Origin of the sequence: Pseudomonas alliivorans (assembly GCF_017826695.1) — a bacterium.
GTDB lineage: Bacteria > Pseudomonadota > Gammaproteobacteria > Pseudomonadales > Pseudomonadaceae > Aquipseudomonas > Aquipseudomonas alliivorans.
On the sequence record NZ_JAFFZW010000002.1, the window covers coordinates 386,108 to 405,129 of the forward strand.

Consider the following 19,022-nt stretch of genomic DNA (forward strand, 5'->3'; position numbering starts at 1 on the left):
TCCGATGAATTTCACTTCACACGCCGCAGACCTGGTGATGCAGGACCTGGTCGACTGCCTGTTGGCCGAAAACTTCTTCGGCCAGGAAAACCTGGCACTGCAGGACACCGCCCAATGGCAACTGCGCCATCCGCAGGCGCCGGTGCTGGCCGGGCAAAGTGCCGGGCAGCAAGTCTGGGACTGGAACTGCGATGCCGCCGAGCAACGCTTCATCAGCATCGCGCTGCGCCCCGGCATCACCCAGCAATGGGAGAAGGTGCCCGACACCCCTGTGCTGGGCCGTCAGGGCGAGCGCTGGACACAGTTGTCGCCCGAAGACTTCATGAAGTGGGTGTTCGCGGGCATGGCGACGCGCTTTGCAGACAACGAAAAAGGCCTGTCGCTGTTCCTCGACGTGCTGCGCATCAGTGTCTGGCAGACTGCACTGTCGCTGGATCACAACGTGGATGACCAGAACCTGATGGCTCAGGACGGCCACACGTTCTTCCGCACCATGGAGCAGTGGGCCTCGTTACGTGACCGTCCTTACCACCCGCTGGCCAAAGCCAAGCAGGGCCTGGACGAGCAGCAGTACCGCGCCTATCAGGCCGAGTTCGCCAAACCGGTGGCACTGAACTGGGTGGCGGTGGACAAGACCCTGCTGCAATGTGGCGAAGGCGTCGCGGACCTGGAGGCGTCTTTCCCGGCCCGCTACCTGCTGCCCACTGACCTGCAGGCCCGGCTTGACCATGAAATGCAGGCCCGCGGCGTTGCCCACAGTCACGTCGCGCTGCCGGTTCATCCCTGGCAGTTCGAGCACGTACTTGAGACGCAAGTAGGAGACGCGCTGGCCAAGGGCGACTGCCTGCGCCTGGATTTCCAGGAAGCGTCAGTCTTTGCCACATCGTCATTACGCTCGATGACGCCTTGCTTCGACAGCGCGGATTACCTGAAGCTGCCGATGGCGATCTACTCCCTCGGCGCATCGCGCTATTTGCCGGCGGTGAAGATGATCAACGGCAATCTGAGCGAGGCGTTGTTGCGCCAGGTGGTGGAAAAGGACGAAACGCTGGGTCGCTCGCTGCACCTGTGTGACGAGCGTAAGTGGTGGGCCTTCATGCCGAACGGCGCCAGCCTGTTCGACGAAGGCCCGCGTCATCTTTCGGCCATGCTGCGCCGTTATCCGGCAGCTTTGCTGGACGATCCCGAATGCCGCCTGTTGCCGATGGCTGCGCTGGGTACGCCGTTGCCGGGCAGCAACCGGCACTTCTTCGATGAATGGATGGCGTATCGCGAGCTGCCACGCAATCAGGCCTCGGTCCTGACGCTGTTCCGGGAGTTGAGCCACAGCTTCTTCGACATTAACCTGCGCATGTTGCGCCTGGGCATGCTGGGCGAGGTACATGGTCAGAATGCGGTGCTGGTGTGGAAAGCCGGGCAGGCGCAGGGCCTGTTGCTGCGTGATCACGACTCGCTGCGCATCTTCGTGCCGTGGCTTGAGCGTAACGGAATGCAGGATCCGGTGTATCGCATGAAGAAAGGTCATGCCAATACCCTGTACCATGAGCGCCCTGAAGATTTGCTGTTCTGGCTGCAGACGCTGGGTATTCAGGTCAACGTCCGGGCAATCATGGATACCCTTGCACAGGTTTACGAGATTCCGGTCACCGCGCTGTGGACCGTCTTGCGCGACGTGCTGGACAACCTGATCACCACCATTGAATTCGACGAGGAGGCCCGCAACATGCTCCGCCACCAACTGTTCGAAGTACCGAACTGGCCACAGAAACTGCTGCTCACGCCGATGATTGCGCGAGCTGGCGGTCCGGGCAGCATGCCGTTCGGCAAGGGCCAGGTGGTGAACCCGTTCCACAGGTTGCGACGTGAGGTCTGACGAGCCTTTTCAGCCATCGCGGCGCGGCCTGCTGCGCCTGTCGTTGGGGCTTTTGGTGTTACCCGGATTGACGCTGCCCGGCATTGCCCGGGCAGCGCCGTTGCGGGTGGTCACGTTGTTTCAGGGCGCCTCCGACACGGCGGTGGCGCTGGGCGTCACGCCCTGTGGCGTGGTGGATTCCTGGAGCGAGAAACCCATGTACCGCTACCTGCGTCCGGCACTGGCAACAGTGCCTCACGTGGGCCTGGAAACCCAGCCGAGTCTGGAAGACATCGTTCTGCTCAAGCCGGACCTGATCGTGGCCTCGCGTTTTCGCCATCAACGCATTGCGCCCTTGCTCGAACAGATCGCCCCGCTAGTGATGCTGGAAGAGGTGTTCGAATTCAAACGCACCCTGGCGATGATGGGCGCAGCCCTGAATCGCCAGCAGCAGGCCATGGCGCTGCTTGGACAATGGCAGCAACGTGTGGCGACGCTGCGAGAACAACTGAAGGCGAGGTTTGCCGGGCGCTGGCCCATCACCGTATCAGTGCTCGATGTCCGCGAGGACCATATCCGCAGCTACCTGCCCGCCAGCTTTGCCGGTTCCGTGCTCAGCGAGCTGGGCTTCGACTGGACACCTGCCGCCCGCGAAGCACAGGGCGTTTCCCTCAAACTCAGCAGTAAAGAGAGTCTGCCTGTGGTCGATGCCGACCTGTTCTTTATCTTCCAGCGTGGCGACAGCAAAGCCGCGCAGAACACGTATGAAAAGCTTGTGCAGCATCCGTTCTGGAAACAGTTGCGCGCTCCGCAGGACGATCAGGTCTGGCGCGTGGATGCGGTGGCCTGGAGCCTGTCCGGCGGGATACTGGGGGCCAACCTGATGCTCGACGAGATCTCACAGGTTGCACTCGGACCCCGTCCTTCATGAGTCAGGGAATGAGACTGGGTATCGCCGCAGTGGTGCTTGTGATGTGCATGGGGTTGAGCCTTGCATCAGGCGCCAGCTGGATTTCGCCTGCGGCGATTCTCAACAGCGTCTGGCAGACGGATGCCCTGAGTGCGAGCCAGCATGTGCTGCTCGACAGCCGCTTCACGCGTACGTTGATGGCCATTGCCGTGGGCGCAAGTCTGGCCGTGGCCGGTGCCCTGATGCAGGCTCTGACACGTAACCCGCTGGCGTCTCCGGGTCTGTTCGGCATCAATGCGGGGGCAACGTTCTCGATCATTGCCTGTTCCTCGTTGCTGACCCTGACGTCGATGAGTCAGTGGCTGTGGTGCGCGTTCATCGGCGCGACGGTGGCGGGGTGTCTGGTCTGGGTAATCGGCAATCGGGGGCAGGGCAGTCTCAATCCGCTGCGTATCGTTCTGGCGGGAGCGGCTATCACGGCGTTGTTCACCGCGTTCAGTCAGGCCTTGCTGGTGGTCAATCAGGACGGTCTGGACACGGTGCTGTTCTGGCTCGCGGGTTCGCTGTCGGAACGCGACCTGAGCACCGCCGCGCCGATGCTGGCCTGTGTGGTGCTGGCCCTGATCGCCGCGCTGCTCCTGGCAGGGCAAGTCAATGTGCTCAATACCGGTGAAGCGATTGCCACCGCGCTGGGTCAGCGCACCGGGCTGATTCGCCTGCTGATGAGCGTCGTGATCATTGCTCTGGCGGGGAGCGCCGTGGCACTGGCAGGCAGCATCGGCTTTATCGGCCTGCTGGTGCCGCACATGGTTCGCAAGACACTGTCCATTGACCATCGCTGGCTGCTGCCTGGCTGCGCGGTGCTGGGTGCGACGCTTTTACTGCTCGCCGACACGCTGGCGCGTGTGGTGATCGTGCCGCAGGAAGTGCCGGTCGGTGTGATGACGGCCCTGTTCGGTGCGCCATTCTTCATTGCACTGGCACGCCGGGGAGCCCGGTATGGATAAGCACCTGTCGCTCCGCTATCGAGGGTTCTCCAGACGCTTCGCTCTGGCTGGCCTGACACGGTTGCTGGTGGCGCTCGCTTTCACGCTGCTGGTCATGACGGGCTCGCTGGCGCTGGGCAAGATCAACCTTTCGCCTGCAACGCTGCTCGACGTGCTGTTCGGGCATGCGGACCAGAGTCTGGTGTTCATCGTCGAGCAACTGCGCATGCCAAGGCTGGCGCTGGCCGCGCTGGTCGGTGCGGCGCTCGCCGTGTCCGGCCTGATTCTGCAAAGCATCATCCGCAACCCACTGGCGTCGCCGGATCTGCTGGGTATTACCAGTGGTGCCAGTGCGGCGGCGGTGATCTACCTGTCGTTCTTCTCGGCAGCGTTGGGTGCACAGTTTCTGCCCCTGGCAGCCATCAGTGGAGCGGGTCTGGCGGCATTGGCCATCTATCTCCTGGCCTGGAATCAGGGCGCTTCACCGCTGCGACTGGTGCTGATCGGCGTCGGCGTGTCGGCCTTGCTGGCCGCCGTCACCACCTTCATTCTGGTGTTCAGCCCGTTGACCACGACGTTGTCAGCCTACGTCTGGCTGACCGGCAGCGTGTACGGTGCCAGTTGGCCCGAACCACGGGCGCTGGCAAGCTGGCTGGTGGTGGTCCTGCCGTTGCTGGTGCTGCTCGCCCGACAGGTGCGGGTGCAGCAGCTGGATGATGATTTGGCCCAAGGCATCGGTGTGCGTGTGCAGTGGTTGCGGGCAGGGCTGTTGCTGGTCAGCGTGGCGCTGGCCGGTCTGGCCGTGGCCTGGGGCGGGGCGATTGCCTTTGTCGGCCTGATTGCGCCGCATATCGCCAAACGTCTGGTGCCGCCAGGGTTTGCCGGTCAGGCGCTGATGTCTGCGCTGATGGGCGCCAATCTGGTAATGCTGGCCGATCTGGCCGGACGTACGCTGTTCCTGCCATTGGATCTGCCCGCAGGAATTTTTGTCGCGGTGCTGGGCACGCCGTTTTTTCTGTATCTATTGATCAACCAGCGGCATTAAGGAATTTTGGATGGCGTCCATTGCAACCCGTGACCTGACCCTGAGCTATCAGGGGCAGGTCATCATCGACAGCCTTGACCTGCTGCTTCCTCCGGGGCAGGTCACGGTGCTGATCGGCAGCAACGGTTGCGGCAAAAGCACGTTGCTCAAATCCCTGGCGCGTCTGCTCAAACCTCAGGCAGGCAGTGTGGTGCTCAACGGGGCTGACATTCATCAAAAGTCCACGGCGACCGTGGCCCGTGAACTGGCGATCCTGCCGCAGATGCCCACCGCGCCGGAAGGCATCAGTGTGCGCCAGTTGGTCGCGTTGGGCCGCTATCCGTACCAGAACTGGATGCAGCAATGGTCCGCTCAGGATGAGGCCATGGTCGAAAAGGCCCTGATGCAGACCGGCATGCACGCGCTGGCCGAGCGCCCGGTGGACGCCTTGTCGGGCGGCCAGCGTCAGCGCGCCTGGATCGCCATGACCCTGGCACAGGACACCGACCTTGTGCTGCTGGATGAGCCGACCACCTTTCTCGACCTGGCCCATCAGATTGAAGTGCTTGACCTGTTGCGCGACCTCAACCGGCAGGAAGGCAAGACCATCGTCATGGTCCTGCACGACCTGAATCTGGCCTGCCGTTACGCCGACCACATGATTGCCGTGCACCAGCGCACGGCATTTGCGCAGGGACGTCCTGCCGACATCCTCAGCGAAACGCTGATCAAACAGGTGTTCGACCTGAATTGCCGGATCATCCCCGACCCGTTTTTCGGCACGCCGCTGTGCATTCCCTTCGGCCGGGAACTGCCGCAATGACCACGGCGCAAGCGTTCAGCGAAGCCGAATGGGCGTTGCTCTGCGGACCATTGCAGCTCAGGACTGCCGAGGCTCGTGATCCCCGGTCACTGCCGGCACACGCTTTGCTGGACGAAGCTGTGTGCCGCGAGCTGCTGGATGCACTAGGGCCGGTCATCGGTTCTCCCACGCGGGCGATCACAGCCTCCTTGCTGGCCAAACGGTTTTCCTTTCTCAGCACTGGCGCGTGCCTGTACGCCATGTCGGTCTTCGACAAAGGCCTCAGCCTGTCGCTGGACAACAGCCTGGTCGAATACGCCCATGACGACGGCCTCTGGACCTCATCCATGCCGCTGCTGAGCGTTGTTCCTTTTAGTTATGCGACCGGAGAGCGGGAAATCTGGCGTGAATCGATCGTTCGGACCCTGTTCGCCGGATTGCTGAAGCCGCTTTGGGAAATATTCAATCGGGTGAGTGGTATTTCTCGACGCATCCTGTGGGAAAACACGGCCGTTCGCGTGTATTCGCTTTACGAGAAACGTATGGCCAAGGTTGACGATCCCGTCATTCGTGCGCGGTACGAAGCCGATTTCGACTGGCTGTTGAATCACGCGGATCCTTCATTGTTCGGTCTGGACTACAACCCGCTGAAGCATTTCAGGCGACCACCGACGACATTGCCGTCCGGGCAGAACATTCGCTTCCGACGCACCTGCTGTTTTTATTACGACGCAAGCAATCCCGTCGAGTACTGCTCGACCTGTCCGTTATTGAGGCCAAAGAAATGCCGATGAATGAGCGAATCGCACCGCGACAGCAACACATCAGCCACGACGTGCTTGATCAGTACCGGGACATTTCAGCATCCACCATCGGCCATTTGACCGAATCCGGTTATCTGCCTGGCATCAGGCCGTTGTTCGAGGGCGCTCGAATGGCAGGCAATGTCGTCACCGTCAAAGTGGAACTGCCCGACGGCAGCATCCTGCGTGACGCTTTGATCAACAGCGAGCCGGGCGACGTACTGGTCGTCGAATGCACAGGCGATGCCCATTGCGCCTGCTGGGGCGAACTGCGCACGCTGGCGGGCCTGATCAAGGGGTTGGCAGGTGTGGTGGTGTCGGGTGCGGTCACGGATGTTGCGGCGTTACGCGCGCATGGCTTGCCTGTCTTCAGTCGCGGGATCAGCGCCGTTACCACCCGCAGCCTCCGGCAGAGCGGGGCGCTCAATCAGCCGGTCAGGATCGGCGAGGTCACGGTGCAGCCGGGTGATATCGCTATTGGCGACGACGACGGCGTGTTCATTCTGACAGCACACCAGGCTGGCGAACTGTTGCCTGAGTTGCTGGCGAAAGAACAGGCAGATCGGACGCGCCGTGATGAATTGCTGGGTCGACTGGTTGAAAAACGGATGAATGTCTCGAAACGCTTCGCGGTGTAGCGAGACACAGCCAGACCGCCAAGGCTGCGCGCAATGCAATCCGGGTTCATTGCGCGCAACGGCGACCCAAGCGCTCAGTTCGGATCGTCCATGGAAACCTGAGCGATGCCTTCCGCACCCAGACTGTCCATGATGCCGTTGACCAGCTGGGTGATGGTCCAGGGCTTGGCGATGAACAGTACGTCATCCTTCAATTGATCACTGCCCGGCGTGCCGTGGCCGGACATGACCACGACCGGAATGTGCGACCACTGTGAACCCACCAGGTTGGCCAGCGCGATGCCGTCCATACTGCCCGGCATACGGACATCCGTCAGGAGCAGGGCAACCTTGTTGGTGTTCTGCTGGAGGTATTTCATCGCTTCGTCGGCGTTTTCCACGGCCTTGGTGCGCAGTCCGACGTCCGTCTCGAGGATTTCACAGACGAAGTCGCGGATCGTCTGTTCGTCTTCAACGACCAGCACCAGACCTTCCCCTTGTGCAGGCTTCCCATACTGCTCTGATTGAGCCATTTTTCGTTCCCTCAGCCTTGCATTTCACATTCAAAAACACTGCAACGTCGGATTGAACCGTTGCTCATGCTGATATGAGCAAAACAGGGAACGAAAAATTCATATTTTTCTGAAAATCAGCTCATCTCATTGTCTGGCCGGGCCATTGGGTACAACCTGAACCTGCGTGCCCGCCACGCTGATCTTGCCTGCTCCAGCAGTCTGAGGCACTTGTTTGAACGCAACGTCTGCGGGCAACGGCGTAATCAGATAGTCGGCGTGTTGGCTGAACGCCTGAAGCGCATTGATATCTTCGGGACGGTAATCGTTGCCACTGAACGCTTGCTGATTGGGCACACACGGCCTGCCAATCGCGGCCTGACACGCTGCATTTTCGGCTTCGGTCCCTGGCGCGAAGAGCGCAAATGCAGTGCCGGGTTGATGCGCATCAAAGTAGAAAGGGTGCGTGACATGATCGAAATAATTACCTTCCACCAGCAGATGGGAGTACATGGTCCGCGGCATGATTGCGCCCTGGTAGCTCACCTGGGAATACACGTTATTGACCAGTTGCACAGTGACGTCGGCATTGGCCATACCGCCGGCATGCGGCCCGCGACCGGACGTATCGTGCACGTAGTTTCTGGCCACGGTCAGCGTGTCCGGATTGCCCAGAAACAGCCACACCCAGTAGTGATGGCCGTCGCAGGACGCCGAGTAGGGCGTGCGCCCGTCGAATTCATTGTCTGAAATCGTGATATGGGAGGCAGACATCCAGCCGGTCGCAATCATCTGCCTGCCGATGCGTGCGAACGTGTTGTTGCTGATCCACACACCGTCGGTATTTTCGATGATGAGCGCATCGCCCGCCCAGACGGTCTGCGGATTGACATCAGACAGCGTCAGATTGCGGACGATGACGTTGTGAACACCGCCGCCGATGTGCAGCGCAATGCCCTGGATGCCCGCCTGACTGCCTACGCCGATCAGTGTTTTGTTCGAGCCCACATTGAGGCGCGTCATGCCGGCGTTGTCATAGGTCACGCTGGCCGATTTCCTGTCCTGACAGAACCCGTTGAAACCGTTGATCGCCAGTTGTCCGCCGCCGGCAGGGCACGGGTTGACCTCGCACCCCATCTCGGTGGTTGTGGGACTGCCGTTGATCATCACGCTGCCACGGAAGTCGAACGCATGATCGAGTTCGATGACGCGCGGCGTGTCGTCGGAACAATGGCCGTGGTTATCATATGAACCGCACAGCGCCTTTTGAAGCTCGCCGATTGTCGTCGGGCGGACAGGCGCTACGTCGCCACCACCTGTAACGTTTTTGGCAAAGCCTTCCGGGCTGTCTGCCGCGAGGGACGGCTCGGGCATCGAAAGTCCGCCGACTGTCACCAGTCCAGAAACCAACAACCCAAACAGGCTGTGTGCGGGCATAACCCTCGATATTTTCCAGCGTGCAGGCGATCTCATTCGGTTTGATTCCACGGTTTTGGGCAGGCGAACGTCGCTCATCGGCTGCATGAATCGCAGCGATGAGCATTTATGGGGGAGTTGCCCGCTGGTCAGACGGGTTCGCGAGATTCCACCGAAAGGCGGGAGAAGATCAAATGACTAATTATTTAACCGTAAGCCTTGGAGGTTTCGGCCAGGGAGAGAAGAACCGTCGCTTTCCTGAGCGGGCAAAACGCATCAACCGATCAGTGAACGAGCCGTCGCAAGATCGGTAATCAACACATCCAGATAACCGCCGCGCAATGCACCGCGAATCGCGTTCACTTTTCGCTCGCCACCGGCAAGGCCGATGACCCGTTCTATGTTCAGAAGCTGCTCAAGGTCCACCGAAACCACGACTTCCTCGCTGTCCTGCAGCACCGGCTTGCCGTCGGCATCGTAATAGCGCAGACAGATATCACCCACCGCGCCGCGTTCAGCCAACAACTTGAGCATCGGCTCACCGTGATAGTTTCCGCTGTTGCGCAGCAACTTCGAGGGTTCGAGCTCGCCGATGCCGACAATCGCAACAGTCAGGTTGAAGAAACGTTCAACGACTTCCCTGACTTCATCCAGTTGCAGAATACGGTGGCGGCTGTCGACCGACTGTTCGATGCTCTGTGACGGCAGCAGGTAGGAAGGGCAGCCCAGCAGTGTTGCCAGCTGCTGAGTGAGCAAGGTGGCCTCGAAAGCACCTTTGTTACCGACGCCACCCAACAGTTGAACCACTTCAGTTGCCGCACTCTGCTTGGAGCTGTGCATGTAGCCGACCATCGCGCGAATGGTCGAGCTCCAGGAACTGATGCCGATTCTGTCCTTCTCGGTGATGGTGGTCTCGATGTAGTGCGCAGCCGCCGAGCCAATGGCCTGCTTGAGGGCGTCTTCATCGTCGCTGGTCGGCTCGACGACGATCACCTGTCTGACGCCATAGCGTTGTTGCAGCTCACGCTCCAGGTCGAGGTGAAAATTCGCCGGTCGCTGCACCGAAATCTTGACGATTCCCTCTTTCAACGCACGACTGAGCGCCCGGCTCACGAACGATTGGGACAGATCCAGTTGCTGTGAAATCTGGGACTGCTTCAGTCCGTCTTCGTAATAAAGCGAAGCAATCTTTGTCAGGAGCCGCTGCTCCTCAAGCATTCTCATCCGGGATCCAACTTAGCCAGTTTGCAGGCACTATGGTGCAATTCGCCTCAAAGCAAAAGCAACCCTTTGCTTGATCAGGACATGATCAGACCGCCATCGACATTGATTGACTGACCGGTGATGTAGGCCGCATCCGCAGAGGCCAGAAAGGTGACCAGTCCGGCAACGTCGTGGGCCGTTCCAGCGCGTTTCATCGGGATGCCGGCAACCCATTCGGCCATCAGTTCGCCAGTGCCGTAGGTTTTATCGGGCGTCGACAGTATCTGCCCCCAGACCCGGTCGTTGTACTCCCACATTTCGCTTTCGATGATGCCGGGGCAGAACGCATTGACCGTTATGCCGTGAGGCGCCAGCTCATGGGCCAGACTGTGAGTAATGCCGATCACGCCCATTTTGCTGGCGGCGTAGTGGGGCGTATAGATGAAGCCCTGGCGGCCCTGACCCGAACTGGTGTTGATGAGTCGACCACCTCGCCCGTTGTTGATCATGTGTTTGGCGGCTTCGCGGCAGCACAGCCAGACGCCGGTGGTATTGACCTGCAGCACTCGGTCGAAATCGGCACGGGGCATGCGGTCGAAATGATCGATGGTGATGATCCCGGCGTTCTGTATTGAAACGTCGACACGGCCGAAGCGAGCCTGTGCCTGGGCGTACAGGTCGATCACCGCCTGCTCGTCGGTGATGTCTGCCACCACCGGTAGCACTTCAGCGCCGGTCAATTCGACGATACGTCGGGCGGTTTCATTGACCCTGTCGGCATTGGACACCATGACCAGTTTGGCGCCTTCTCTGGCGAAGCGCTCTGCAATGCCTTCACCAATGCCCCGGCATGCGCCGGTAATGACCACAGTGACTCCGTCGAAGCGTTTATTGTTCAAGAGCGTGCTCCTTTGCGGGTGGATTCAGTTCGAGATTCCTGTTTCAGGCGCTGTCGCTCACCAGCAGACGAATCCGCCGTCCACAATCAGGTCGATGCCGGTGCAGAAAGACGCAGCCTGACTGGAGAGAAAGATGGCGGGGCCGACCATTTCGTCGACCGTGGCCATGCGACCCAGCGGCGTGGTCTCTTCGAAAATCTTCACCTGATCGGCGACCTCCGGCCGAGTATTCATGGGTGTTGCGGTGTAGCCGGGGCTGATGCTGTTGACTCGCACCCCACGCTGCGCCCATTCCATGGCCAGGCTTTTCGACAAGTGGATAACGCCCGCTTTCGAGGTGTTGTAGTGGGCTTGCAACAGGCCACGATTGACGATGATCCCGGACATTGACGCAATGTTGATGATCGACCCTCGTTGGCGCGGCAGCATGACGCGGGCCTGTGCCTGACAACTGAGCATGATGCCGGTCAGGTTGACGTCGAGCATCTGCTGCCAGCGGCTCAACTCCAGCGCTTCTGCGGGCTGGGCATTGGCGATCCCTGCGGCGTTGACCGCCAGGCTGAGCGCTCCCAGATCCTGTTCCGTACGGGCTACTGCGGCTTCCAGCTCCTCAGGCGACGTCACCGAACCTTCCAGTGCCAACGCCTTGCGGCCATGGCGCTGGATGCCCTCGAGAGTGCTGGACATGTCCCGACTGCCGGGCAGGTCGAAGCAGGCGACATGTGCACCGGCTTCAGCCAGCCCGATCGCGATGGCCTGACCGATGCCGCTGCCGGCACCGGTGACGAAGGCGGTTTGTCCACTCAAATCAAACAGACGCATAAATCGACTCCTAGGCTGTCGCCAGTTCCATGACCGCCACAGGCGTGGCGTTTTCTTTGTTCAGGATGCCCATCTGGCGACCCCGGCTCATGACCATGACCCGGCTGGCCAGACCCAGCACTTCATCCAGATCGGAACTCACCACAATCACCGCCATGCCGTTGGCAGCCAGTTCGGCAATGACTTCATAAATCGCCGCACGGGCGCCGACATCAATGCCTCGGGTCGGCTCATCGAGGATGAACACCTTGGGGTTACGGGCGAGCCACTTGGCGATGATCACTTTTTGCTGATTGCCGCCGGACAGGCAGGAAATTGTCTGTTCCGGCAGGCCCTTGACGCCCATCCTCGAGACGGCGTGCTGGGCAAACTCCCTCAAACCGGACGGAGAAATCCAACCCTGTCCGGGGAGCAGGTCGGTATTGCCGTAGATCAGGTTTTCTTCGATGGCATGGTCCACGACCACACCTTGCTGCTTGCGATCTTCCGGTACCAGAACGATCCCGGCCTGAATGGCTTCGTGCGGTGAGGCGAAGTGTTGGGGATGATTGTCGAGAATCAGCGTACCGGTAATGTGCTCCGCCGCGCCCGCAATGGCCCTGACCAGCTCGGTCCTGCCAGCCCCGACAACGCCTGCAATGCCAAACACCTCACCTTTGTAGACCGAGAAGTCTATATCGTGAAACTCCATTTCCCGGCACTTGAGATCCTTGACCGTCAGCACGACCTCTGACTGAGCCGGCTTCATTGCAGGGAAGATCCGGTCCACACTGCGGCCGACCATTTCCGCGACCAGTTGTCTGACCGGCACCTGCGCCGTCGCGTGGACAGCAACTTGCCGACCATCGCGCAAGACGAGTATCCGGTCTGCAACTCTGGCGATTTCTTCCATTCGATGGCTGATATAGATGAAGGACACGCCCTCGGCTTTCAGGCGTTCTACCTGGGCGAAGAGTTTTTCGGTTTCCTCGCCGCCCAGCGCTGCCGTGGGTTCGTCGAGAATCAGCAGACTGGCCTTGAGGGTCAGTGCCTTGGCGATCTCGACCAGTTGCTGTGCCGCCACGCTCAAACCCGCAACCTTTCGGGTCGCCGAGACTTTCAAGCCAAGACGATCCAGCTGCTTTTGCGCTTCAGCTTCCATCAAGGCCCTGTCGACACGCCCGAAGCGAGTCGGCAGGCGGCCAACAAACATGTTTTCGGCAATCGACAGCTCCGGCAGCAGACGGATTTCCTGGTGGATGAGCCCGATACCTGAATCCAGCGCAGCACCTGGGGAGGCGGGCGTGTAGGCCTCGCCTTGCCAGATCATCGAGCCGCCAGCCTCGGGCGGGACGAGACCGGCGATGATCGAAGACAGCGTGGATTTGCCCGCGCCATTCTCACCAAGCAAGGCAAGCACTTCGCCCGGGTAGATATCAACGTCGATATTGGCGAGCACCTCGATGTCCGCGTACTTCTTGCCGATGTTGCGCAGGCTGAGCCTTGGTGCAGGCGCCGATTGATCTATTGCGGTGGCAGACATGGAATCTCCCGGGCATTACTGGATTGATCAACACCTCAACAGGTGCTGGCGGATCAAGGATGGTTGGCGATGAATGGCGCCACGTTTTCCTTGGTCGTCAGAATCGCTTCCTGCAACTGTTCCTTGGGAACGGTTTTGCCTTCCTTGAGTGCGATGGCCGAGTCCAGCGCCAGTCGGCCCATCTTCTGTGCCTGCTGGGTCATGGTGGCCGAGAGTGTGCCGTTGGCGACCGCCTTGAGGCCTGCAACGTCACCGTCGAAGCCCACAATGGTCACCGGCTGCTCCAGATTGGCGACCTTCACCGCCTGTGCCGCGCCCAATGCCATGGCGTCGGCTCTACCGAAGAACACCGTAATGTTCGGGTCGCGCTGGAGCATGTCCTGAGCGACGGCAAAACCACGGTCCTGCGCCCATTCGGCCGGTTGTTCGGCGACGACTTTCAGGCCGGGGAATTTCGAGAGGCCTTCGGAGAAGCCTTTGGCACGATCGTTTTCCGGCGAGGTGCCGATCTGCCCCTGAAGAATGGCAACCCGGCCTTTGCCGCCGGTCACCTTGCCCACGTATTCAGCCAGTGTGCGGGCTGCTGCAACGCTGTCGCTGGCAATGAAGGTGTCACCCGGTGCGTCGGGCGCGTTGCGATCCACAGCGATGACCGGAATGCCTGCGGCCTTGGCTGCCTTGACCGGAACCCCGGCGGCGGTGGCACCTGCCGGAATATAAATGAGGGCGTCGATCTTGCGTGTGATCAGGTCCTGAACCTGACTCACCTGAGTGGCCGAGTTGCCTTGTGCATCGACCGTGATGACCTTGATGCCTTTTTCCTTGCCTGCGGCCTCGACCGACTGTTTGATCTGGTTGAAGAAGTCAGCCTGCAGGTTGGCGACAGCCAGGCCGACGGTAAGGTTTTCAGCCCAGGCCTGGCCCGTTGTGGCAAGGGTGACAGCCGCGAACAGACTGCCCAGCAACAGCTTTTTTGGCGCTAACATAGCGGTTCTCCATTGTTTTTGTTGTGTACTGCGGTCAGGGAACAGAAATCGCAAAAGAATTCAAAATCAACGCTGGCCTGCCCGGCGGCGAAGCGTGTCCAGCGTCACTGCAAGCGCAATAACCACGCCGATCACCACCTGTTGCACGAACGGCGAGACGCCCAGCAGGTTCAGGCCGTTGCGCAGTACGCCAATGATCAGCACACCCACCAGCGTGCCGCCGATGCTGCCGACACCGCCACTCAGGCTGGCGCCGCCAATGACAACTGCGGCGATGGCATCGAGTTCCAGCGTCAGCCCGGCACTCGGTTGTGAAGAATCAAGCCGTGCGGCCATAGCCACGGCTGCAAGCCCGGCCAGTGCGCCGCTCAATGCATAAATCCACAGGGTGATTTTCTTGACCTTGATGCCTGACAGGCGCGCCACTTCCGCGCTGCCGCCGATGGCATAGAGACTGCGGCCGCCCGCCCGAAAGCGCAGGTAAACCCAGGCCACGGCCAGCATTACCAGAAACAGCGCCACGGTCGCAGATAGAAAGCCAAAGTGACGCTGTGTGGCGAGGCTGGTAAACCAGTCGGGGAAACCCACGATCTGACGTCCGTCCGTGAGGATATTCGCCATCCCGCGGGCAACCGACATCATGGTCAGCGTGGCAATGAAGGCGGGCAGCCGGGCCTTGGCGATCAGCGTCCCGGAGATCAGACCGCAGACCATGCCACCGAGGATCGCCAGCGGTATGGCAAAGCCCATCGGCATGCCCATGTCCTGATAAAGCCAGCCCAGCAGCATCATCGAAAACGCCAGCACTGACCCGACCGACAGGTCGATCCCGCCGATGACAATCACCGCCGTCATGCCGATGGCGAGAATGCCTAACACAGTCACCTGATCAAGGATGTTGAGCGCATTGCGGACCGAGAAGAAATATTCGGAGGTGAAGGAAAACGCCAGGATCAAAAGCGCAAGACCGATCAGTGGACCGCCCACGTTCTGAGGCAGGCGCAGTGCCAGACGGGTAAGAGGTTTGGGTGGGATCGAGCCAATCGGGGCTTTTACGTCCACAGGCTTCTCCTGGGTTTTGTTGTTGTTATTTGGCACGCAGGAATAATTATTCGTACGTGATTTTTAAATCAGACTCCCGCTGTGGCTCTTGGATGTCAAGCGCTTTCTTCGCCTTGAAGATGTGTGGCAGGTCGGCCCAAAGGGCGACGGAAGGGATTGACGGGCGAACGGATTAGGCTCTAAATACAAATATATTCTCATGCATGAATAATTATTCGAGAATGACGCAGCCTCGATTTTCCGGTTTGCGTCCAGGTCACAACCAGGGGATCGAGATGAATCCATTCCGCTATGAAGTACCGCAGATCCGTGCGACAGCCCAGGCCATCCGGCGCAGGATCATCAAGTTGAACGCTGAGTCGCCAGCCGGGGGACACACCGGTGCTGACCTGTCTGAGGCCGATATCCTCGCAACGCTGTATTTCCGGTTGCTCAACGTATCGCCCGACACGCTCAGCGACCCGGACCGTGATATCTACATCCAGAGCAAGGGGCACGGCGTCGGCGGTCTTTACTGCTGCCTGGCTGAAGCGGGGTATTTCCCTGCCGAGTGGCTGGACACTTACCAGCACTTCGATTCACACCTGCCGGGACATCCGGTGCGCCAGAAAACCCCGGGCATTGAATTGAACACCGGCGCTCTGGGCCACGGTTTGCCGGTGGCCTGCGGCATTGCCATCGCCGCCAAGAAGTCCGGCAGCCGCAAGCATGTCTTCGTGCTGACCGGGGATGGCGAACTGGGGGAGGGCTCCAACTGGGAGGCGGCATTGACGGCCGCCAAGTATCAGTTGGACAACCTGATCGTGATCGTCGATCACAACCAACTGCAGCTTGCCGGCCGAACTGCAGAAATTCTTCCTCTGGAACCCTTGCCGGACAAATGGCGCGCCTTCGGTTTTCAGGTCAGCGAATGCGATGGCAACGATGTCACCCAACTGGTCCAGACGCTGGAAGCCATGCTGCAGCCATCCGGGGGCCCCAAGGTCCTGATTGCCAACACGGTGAAAGGCAAGGGCGTTTCGTTCATCGAAGATAAACCCGAATGGCATCACCGCGTTCCCAAGGGTGACGAAATAGAGGCCGCATTGAAGGAGCTTGATCATGTCCACTGAACACACTGTGGCGCCTGAAGCACATCTGGCCTCGGTCATGGTCGAGGCCTTTATCAATGCCGTGGACAACGGTGTAGACCTGATCCCGGTGGTCAGCGATTCGACATCGACCGCCAAGATCGGCCCGTTCATGAAGCGTTTTCCCGACCGGTTGGTAAACGTCGGCATTGCCGAGCAGACCCTGGTGGGCGTTGCGGCAGGCCTGGGCCTGTCAGGAAAGGTCGCCGTGACGTGCAACGCTGCGCCGTTCCTGATTTCCCGCGCCAATGAACAGGTGAAGGTGGACGTCTGCTATAACCGCTCGAACGTCAAAATGTTCGGCCTCAACGCAGGCACCAGCTACGGCCCGCTTGCGAGCACGCACCACAGCATCGATGACATATCGGTCATGCGCGGTTTCGGGAACGTGCAGATTTTTGCTCCGGCCGATGGCGAGGAATGCAGGCAGATCGTCGACTACGCCATCGCCTATGACGGCCCGGTCTACATCCGACTGGACGGCAAAGCGCTGCCCGCCGTGCACGGGGCCGATTACCGGTTTGTGCCTGGCCAGGTCGACATCTTGAAAACAGGACACGACGTCAGCATCGTCGCGCTGGGTTCGGTCGTTCATGAAGCCGTTGACGCAGCGGTTCACCTTGAAACGGCGGGAATCAGCGCGCAGGTCATCAACCTGTCTTCCATCCGACCGCTGCAGCGTGATGCCTTGCTTCAAGCCTTGTGCGCCACCCGCGCCGTAGTGTCGGTGGAAGAGCACAACGTCAATGGTGGTGCGGGCAGCATTGTGGCCGAAGTACTGGCTGAAGCGGGGCTGGGCATCACGCTCGTCAGACTGGGCATTCAGGACGGCGAATATGCCTCGGCCGGCGGCCGCTCGCCGACACGCGCCAGGCACCAGATCGATGCGGACGGGATTGTTGCGGCGGCGAAGGCACTGTTGCAATAAGCTGAACAGCTTGACCGTTCATCAAGACACAAAACAACAATAACAACAGGAAGCAGACGATGGCCTCCCACGACCCTCTGATTCTGGCGCTGGACGAAGGCACCACCAATGCCAAGGCAATCCTTGTTGATCGCAACGGCAAAGTGGTAGCTCGCGCGTTGCAGCCATTGAACGTTTCCCATCCCCGGCCCGGCTACGCGGAGCAGGACCCGGCCGCGATCTGGCGCGCCATGCTCGCCGCCATCGAAAACTGCATGACTCGGACTACAGCCCCGATTGCCGCCATCGCCATCAGCAACCAGCGCGAGTCGGTGCTGGCCTGGGACAGAAAAACAGGCCAGCCTGTCTCGCCTCTGATCAGTTGGCAGTGTCGCCGCTCCGATGATTTCTGTGAGCAACTGGCCCGGCAAGGCCACGCCGAACTGATTCGCTCGACCAGTGGGCTGGCGCTGGACCCGATGTTTTCAGCGGGCAAGATGCGCTGGATTCTCGACCATCTGCCGGACGGGCAGGCGAGGGCGGCAAATGGCGAGTTGTGCCTGGGCACTGTAGACACTTGGCTGCTGTGGCAACTGACAGGTGGCAAGGTCTTCGCCACAGACGCTTCCAATGCGGCGCGAACGCAACTGATGGACCTGCGTACCTGCCAGTGGAGCGCTGCGTTGACGGAGGTTTTCAATATCCCGCTGACAGCACTGGCTGAAATCCGCCCCAGTGCGGGCCTATTCGGCGAGACCGCAGCGCATGGAGTGTTGCCTGCGGGTGTCGCGATCATGTCGATGATCGGTGACTCTCACGCCGCGCTCTTCGGTCAGGGCGGATTTACTCCCGGGCTGGTGAAAGCCACGCTGGGCACGGGCTCCTCGCTCATGACCCCGACCACCAGGCAGGTGGGTTCAAGTGCAGGGCTGGCCACAACGGTTGCCTGGCAAACCGGAGCGCCCACGTATGCACTGGAAGGGAATATCGTGCATACCGGCGGCGCAGTGAACTGGGCCGCACGCCTGCTGGGTGCAGCGGACAACATTGACACACTGGCTGCCGAGGCTGCAGCTTTACCGGACAACGGCGGCGTGTATTTCGTCCCTGCACTTGGCGGACTCGGTGCGCCTCACTGGAACTCTCAGGCCCGCGGGCTGATCTGCGGGCTGACTGAAGCCTCCACTCGCGCTCACATCCTGCGCGCTACGCTTGAAGCCATTGCCTACCAGATTCGCGATGTTTTCGAGGCAATGGAACAGGACAGTCCCGGCCCGCTGGGTGAGCTGTGGGTCGATGGCGGTGCCACACGCAATGAATGGCTGATGCAATTTCAGGCAGACCTGTTACAACGCCCGGTGATCCGCAGCCTGTCGCCGGAAGTATCCGCCATTGGCGCTGCGCACCTCGCAGGTTTCGCGCTTGGCTGGTGGCCGGATGAAGACGCGCTGGCAAGTCTCGAACGCCCTCGGCAACGATACGAACCCCGGCTCAATGCAGTGCCTTTGTTGTATTCGCAATGGAAGCAGGCGTTGCAGCGCACGGTAATGCAATGAGCCGGTGCTGACG

18 protein-coding genes are annotated in these 19,022 nt (G+C 60.3%); 10 read left to right on the plus strand and 8 right to left on the minus strand.

What is annotated here, in order from left to right:
- Positions 1-4: 4 nt before the first annotated feature.
- From JTJ32_RS06300 to JTJ32_RS06330, 7 genes are read left to right on the plus strand one after another with little or no spacing between them, the layout of a single operon-like run.
- Positions 5-1,873, plus strand: a complete 1,869-nt coding sequence (locus JTJ32_RS06300; RefSeq protein ID WP_210041443.1) for an IucA/IucC family protein — start codon at positions 5-7, stop codon at positions 1,871-1,873.
- A complete protein-coding gene (locus JTJ32_RS06305; RefSeq protein ID WP_210041444.1) occupies positions 1,863-2,783 on the plus strand; it encodes an ABC transporter substrate-binding protein in 921 nt (306 codons plus the stop codon). Before JTJ32_RS06300 ends, JTJ32_RS06305 begins: the two co-directional genes overlap by 11 nt.
- Positions 2,780-3,769, plus strand: coding sequence for a FecCD family ABC transporter permease (locus JTJ32_RS06310; RefSeq protein ID WP_184322748.1), 990 nt, complete (start codon positions 2,780-2,782; stop codon positions 3,767-3,769). Before JTJ32_RS06305 ends, JTJ32_RS06310 begins: the two co-directional genes overlap by 4 nt.
- A complete protein-coding gene (locus JTJ32_RS06315; protein WP_210041446.1) occupies positions 3,762-4,793 on the plus strand; it encodes a FecCD family ABC transporter permease in 1,032 nt (343 codons plus the stop codon). The genes JTJ32_RS06310 and JTJ32_RS06315 overlap by 8 nt, the downstream gene beginning before the upstream one ends.
- 10 nt (positions 4,794-4,803) lie before the next feature.
- Positions 4,804-5,595 carry an ABC transporter ATP-binding protein gene (locus JTJ32_RS06320; RefSeq protein ID WP_210041448.1) on the plus strand — a complete coding sequence of 264 codons (792 nt, stop codon included), beginning with the start codon at positions 4,804-4,806 and terminating at the stop codon, positions 5,593-5,595.
- Complete coding sequence (locus tag JTJ32_RS06325) at positions 5,592-6,368, plus strand: IucA/IucC family C-terminal-domain containing protein (RefSeq protein ID WP_210041450.1); 777 nt, start codon at positions 5,592-5,594, stop codon at positions 6,366-6,368. The genes JTJ32_RS06320 and JTJ32_RS06325 overlap by 4 nt, the downstream gene beginning before the upstream one ends.
- Positions 6,359-7,015: an RraA family protein gene (locus JTJ32_RS06330; RefSeq protein ID WP_210041452.1), complete on the plus strand. Its 657-nt coding sequence runs from the start codon at positions 6,359-6,361 to the stop codon at positions 7,013-7,015. Before JTJ32_RS06325 ends, JTJ32_RS06330 begins: the two co-directional genes overlap by 10 nt.
- A 74-nt stretch (positions 7,016-7,089) precedes the next feature.
- On the opposite strand, the gene JTJ32_RS06335 is transcribed toward JTJ32_RS06330, so the two are convergent.
- The 8 genes from JTJ32_RS06335 to JTJ32_RS06370 form a co-directional block, all read right to left on the minus strand.
- Positions 7,090-7,527: a response regulator gene (locus JTJ32_RS06335; protein ID WP_099230667.1), complete on the minus strand. Its 438-nt coding sequence runs from the start codon at positions 7,525-7,527 to the stop codon at positions 7,090-7,092.
- Positions 7,528-7,653: 126 nt separating this feature from the next.
- Positions 7,654-8,880, minus strand: a complete 1,227-nt coding sequence (locus JTJ32_RS06340) for a pectate lyase family protein (RefSeq protein ID WP_210041453.1) — start codon at positions 8,878-8,880, stop codon at positions 7,654-7,656.
- A gap of 318 nt (positions 8,881-9,198) precedes the next feature.
- Positions 9,199-10,146, minus strand: a complete 948-nt coding sequence (locus JTJ32_RS06345; RefSeq protein WP_210041454.1) for a sugar-binding transcriptional regulator — start codon at positions 10,144-10,146, stop codon at positions 9,199-9,201.
- 74 nt (positions 10,147-10,220) lie between these two features.
- Positions 10,221-11,024 carry an SDR family oxidoreductase gene (locus JTJ32_RS06350; protein WP_184322744.1) on the minus strand — a complete coding sequence of 268 codons (804 nt, stop codon included), beginning with the start codon at positions 11,022-11,024 and terminating at the stop codon, positions 10,221-10,223.
- Positions 11,025-11,081: 57 nt separating this feature from the next.
- Positions 11,082-11,846 (minus strand): SDR family oxidoreductase, encoded by a 765-nt coding sequence (locus JTJ32_RS06355; protein WP_210041455.1) that lies wholly within the window; start codon positions 11,844-11,846, stop codon positions 11,082-11,084.
- A gap of 10 nt (positions 11,847-11,856) precedes the next feature.
- A complete protein-coding gene (locus tag JTJ32_RS06360) occupies positions 11,857-13,368 on the minus strand; it encodes a sugar ABC transporter ATP-binding protein (RefSeq protein WP_099230677.1) in 1,512 nt (503 codons plus the stop codon).
- Positions 13,369-13,421: 53 nt separating this feature from the next.
- On the minus strand, positions 13,422-14,354 hold the full coding sequence (locus tag JTJ32_RS06365; RefSeq protein WP_210041456.1) for a sugar ABC transporter substrate-binding protein: 933 nt from the start codon (positions 14,352-14,354) through the stop codon (positions 13,422-13,424).
- A gap of 66 nt (positions 14,355-14,420) precedes the next feature.
- The gene (locus JTJ32_RS06370) at positions 14,421-15,416 is read right to left on the minus strand and encodes an ABC transporter permease (RefSeq protein WP_184322742.1); all 996 of its coding nucleotides are present in this window, start codon (positions 15,414-15,416) and stop codon (positions 14,421-14,423) included.
- A 275-nt stretch (positions 15,417-15,691) separates the two neighbouring features.
- Between JTJ32_RS06370 and JTJ32_RS06375 the strand changes: the two genes are divergently transcribed.
- From JTJ32_RS06375 to JTJ32_RS06385, 3 genes are read left to right on the plus strand one after another with little or no spacing between them, the layout of a single operon-like run.
- Positions 15,692-16,528, plus strand: coding sequence for a transketolase (locus JTJ32_RS06375; RefSeq protein WP_184322741.1), 837 nt, complete (start codon positions 15,692-15,694; stop codon positions 16,526-16,528).
- Positions 16,518-17,474: a transketolase family protein gene (locus JTJ32_RS06380; RefSeq protein ID WP_210041457.1), complete on the plus strand. Its 957-nt coding sequence runs from the start codon at positions 16,518-16,520 to the stop codon at positions 17,472-17,474. The genes JTJ32_RS06375 and JTJ32_RS06380 overlap by 11 nt, the downstream gene beginning before the upstream one ends.
- A 59-nt stretch (positions 17,475-17,533) precedes the next feature.
- Positions 17,534-19,009: an FGGY family carbohydrate kinase gene (locus JTJ32_RS06385; RefSeq protein WP_210041458.1), complete on the plus strand. Its 1,476-nt coding sequence runs from the start codon at positions 17,534-17,536 to the stop codon at positions 19,007-19,009.
- The last annotated feature ends 13 nt before the right edge of the window (positions 19,010-19,022 follow it).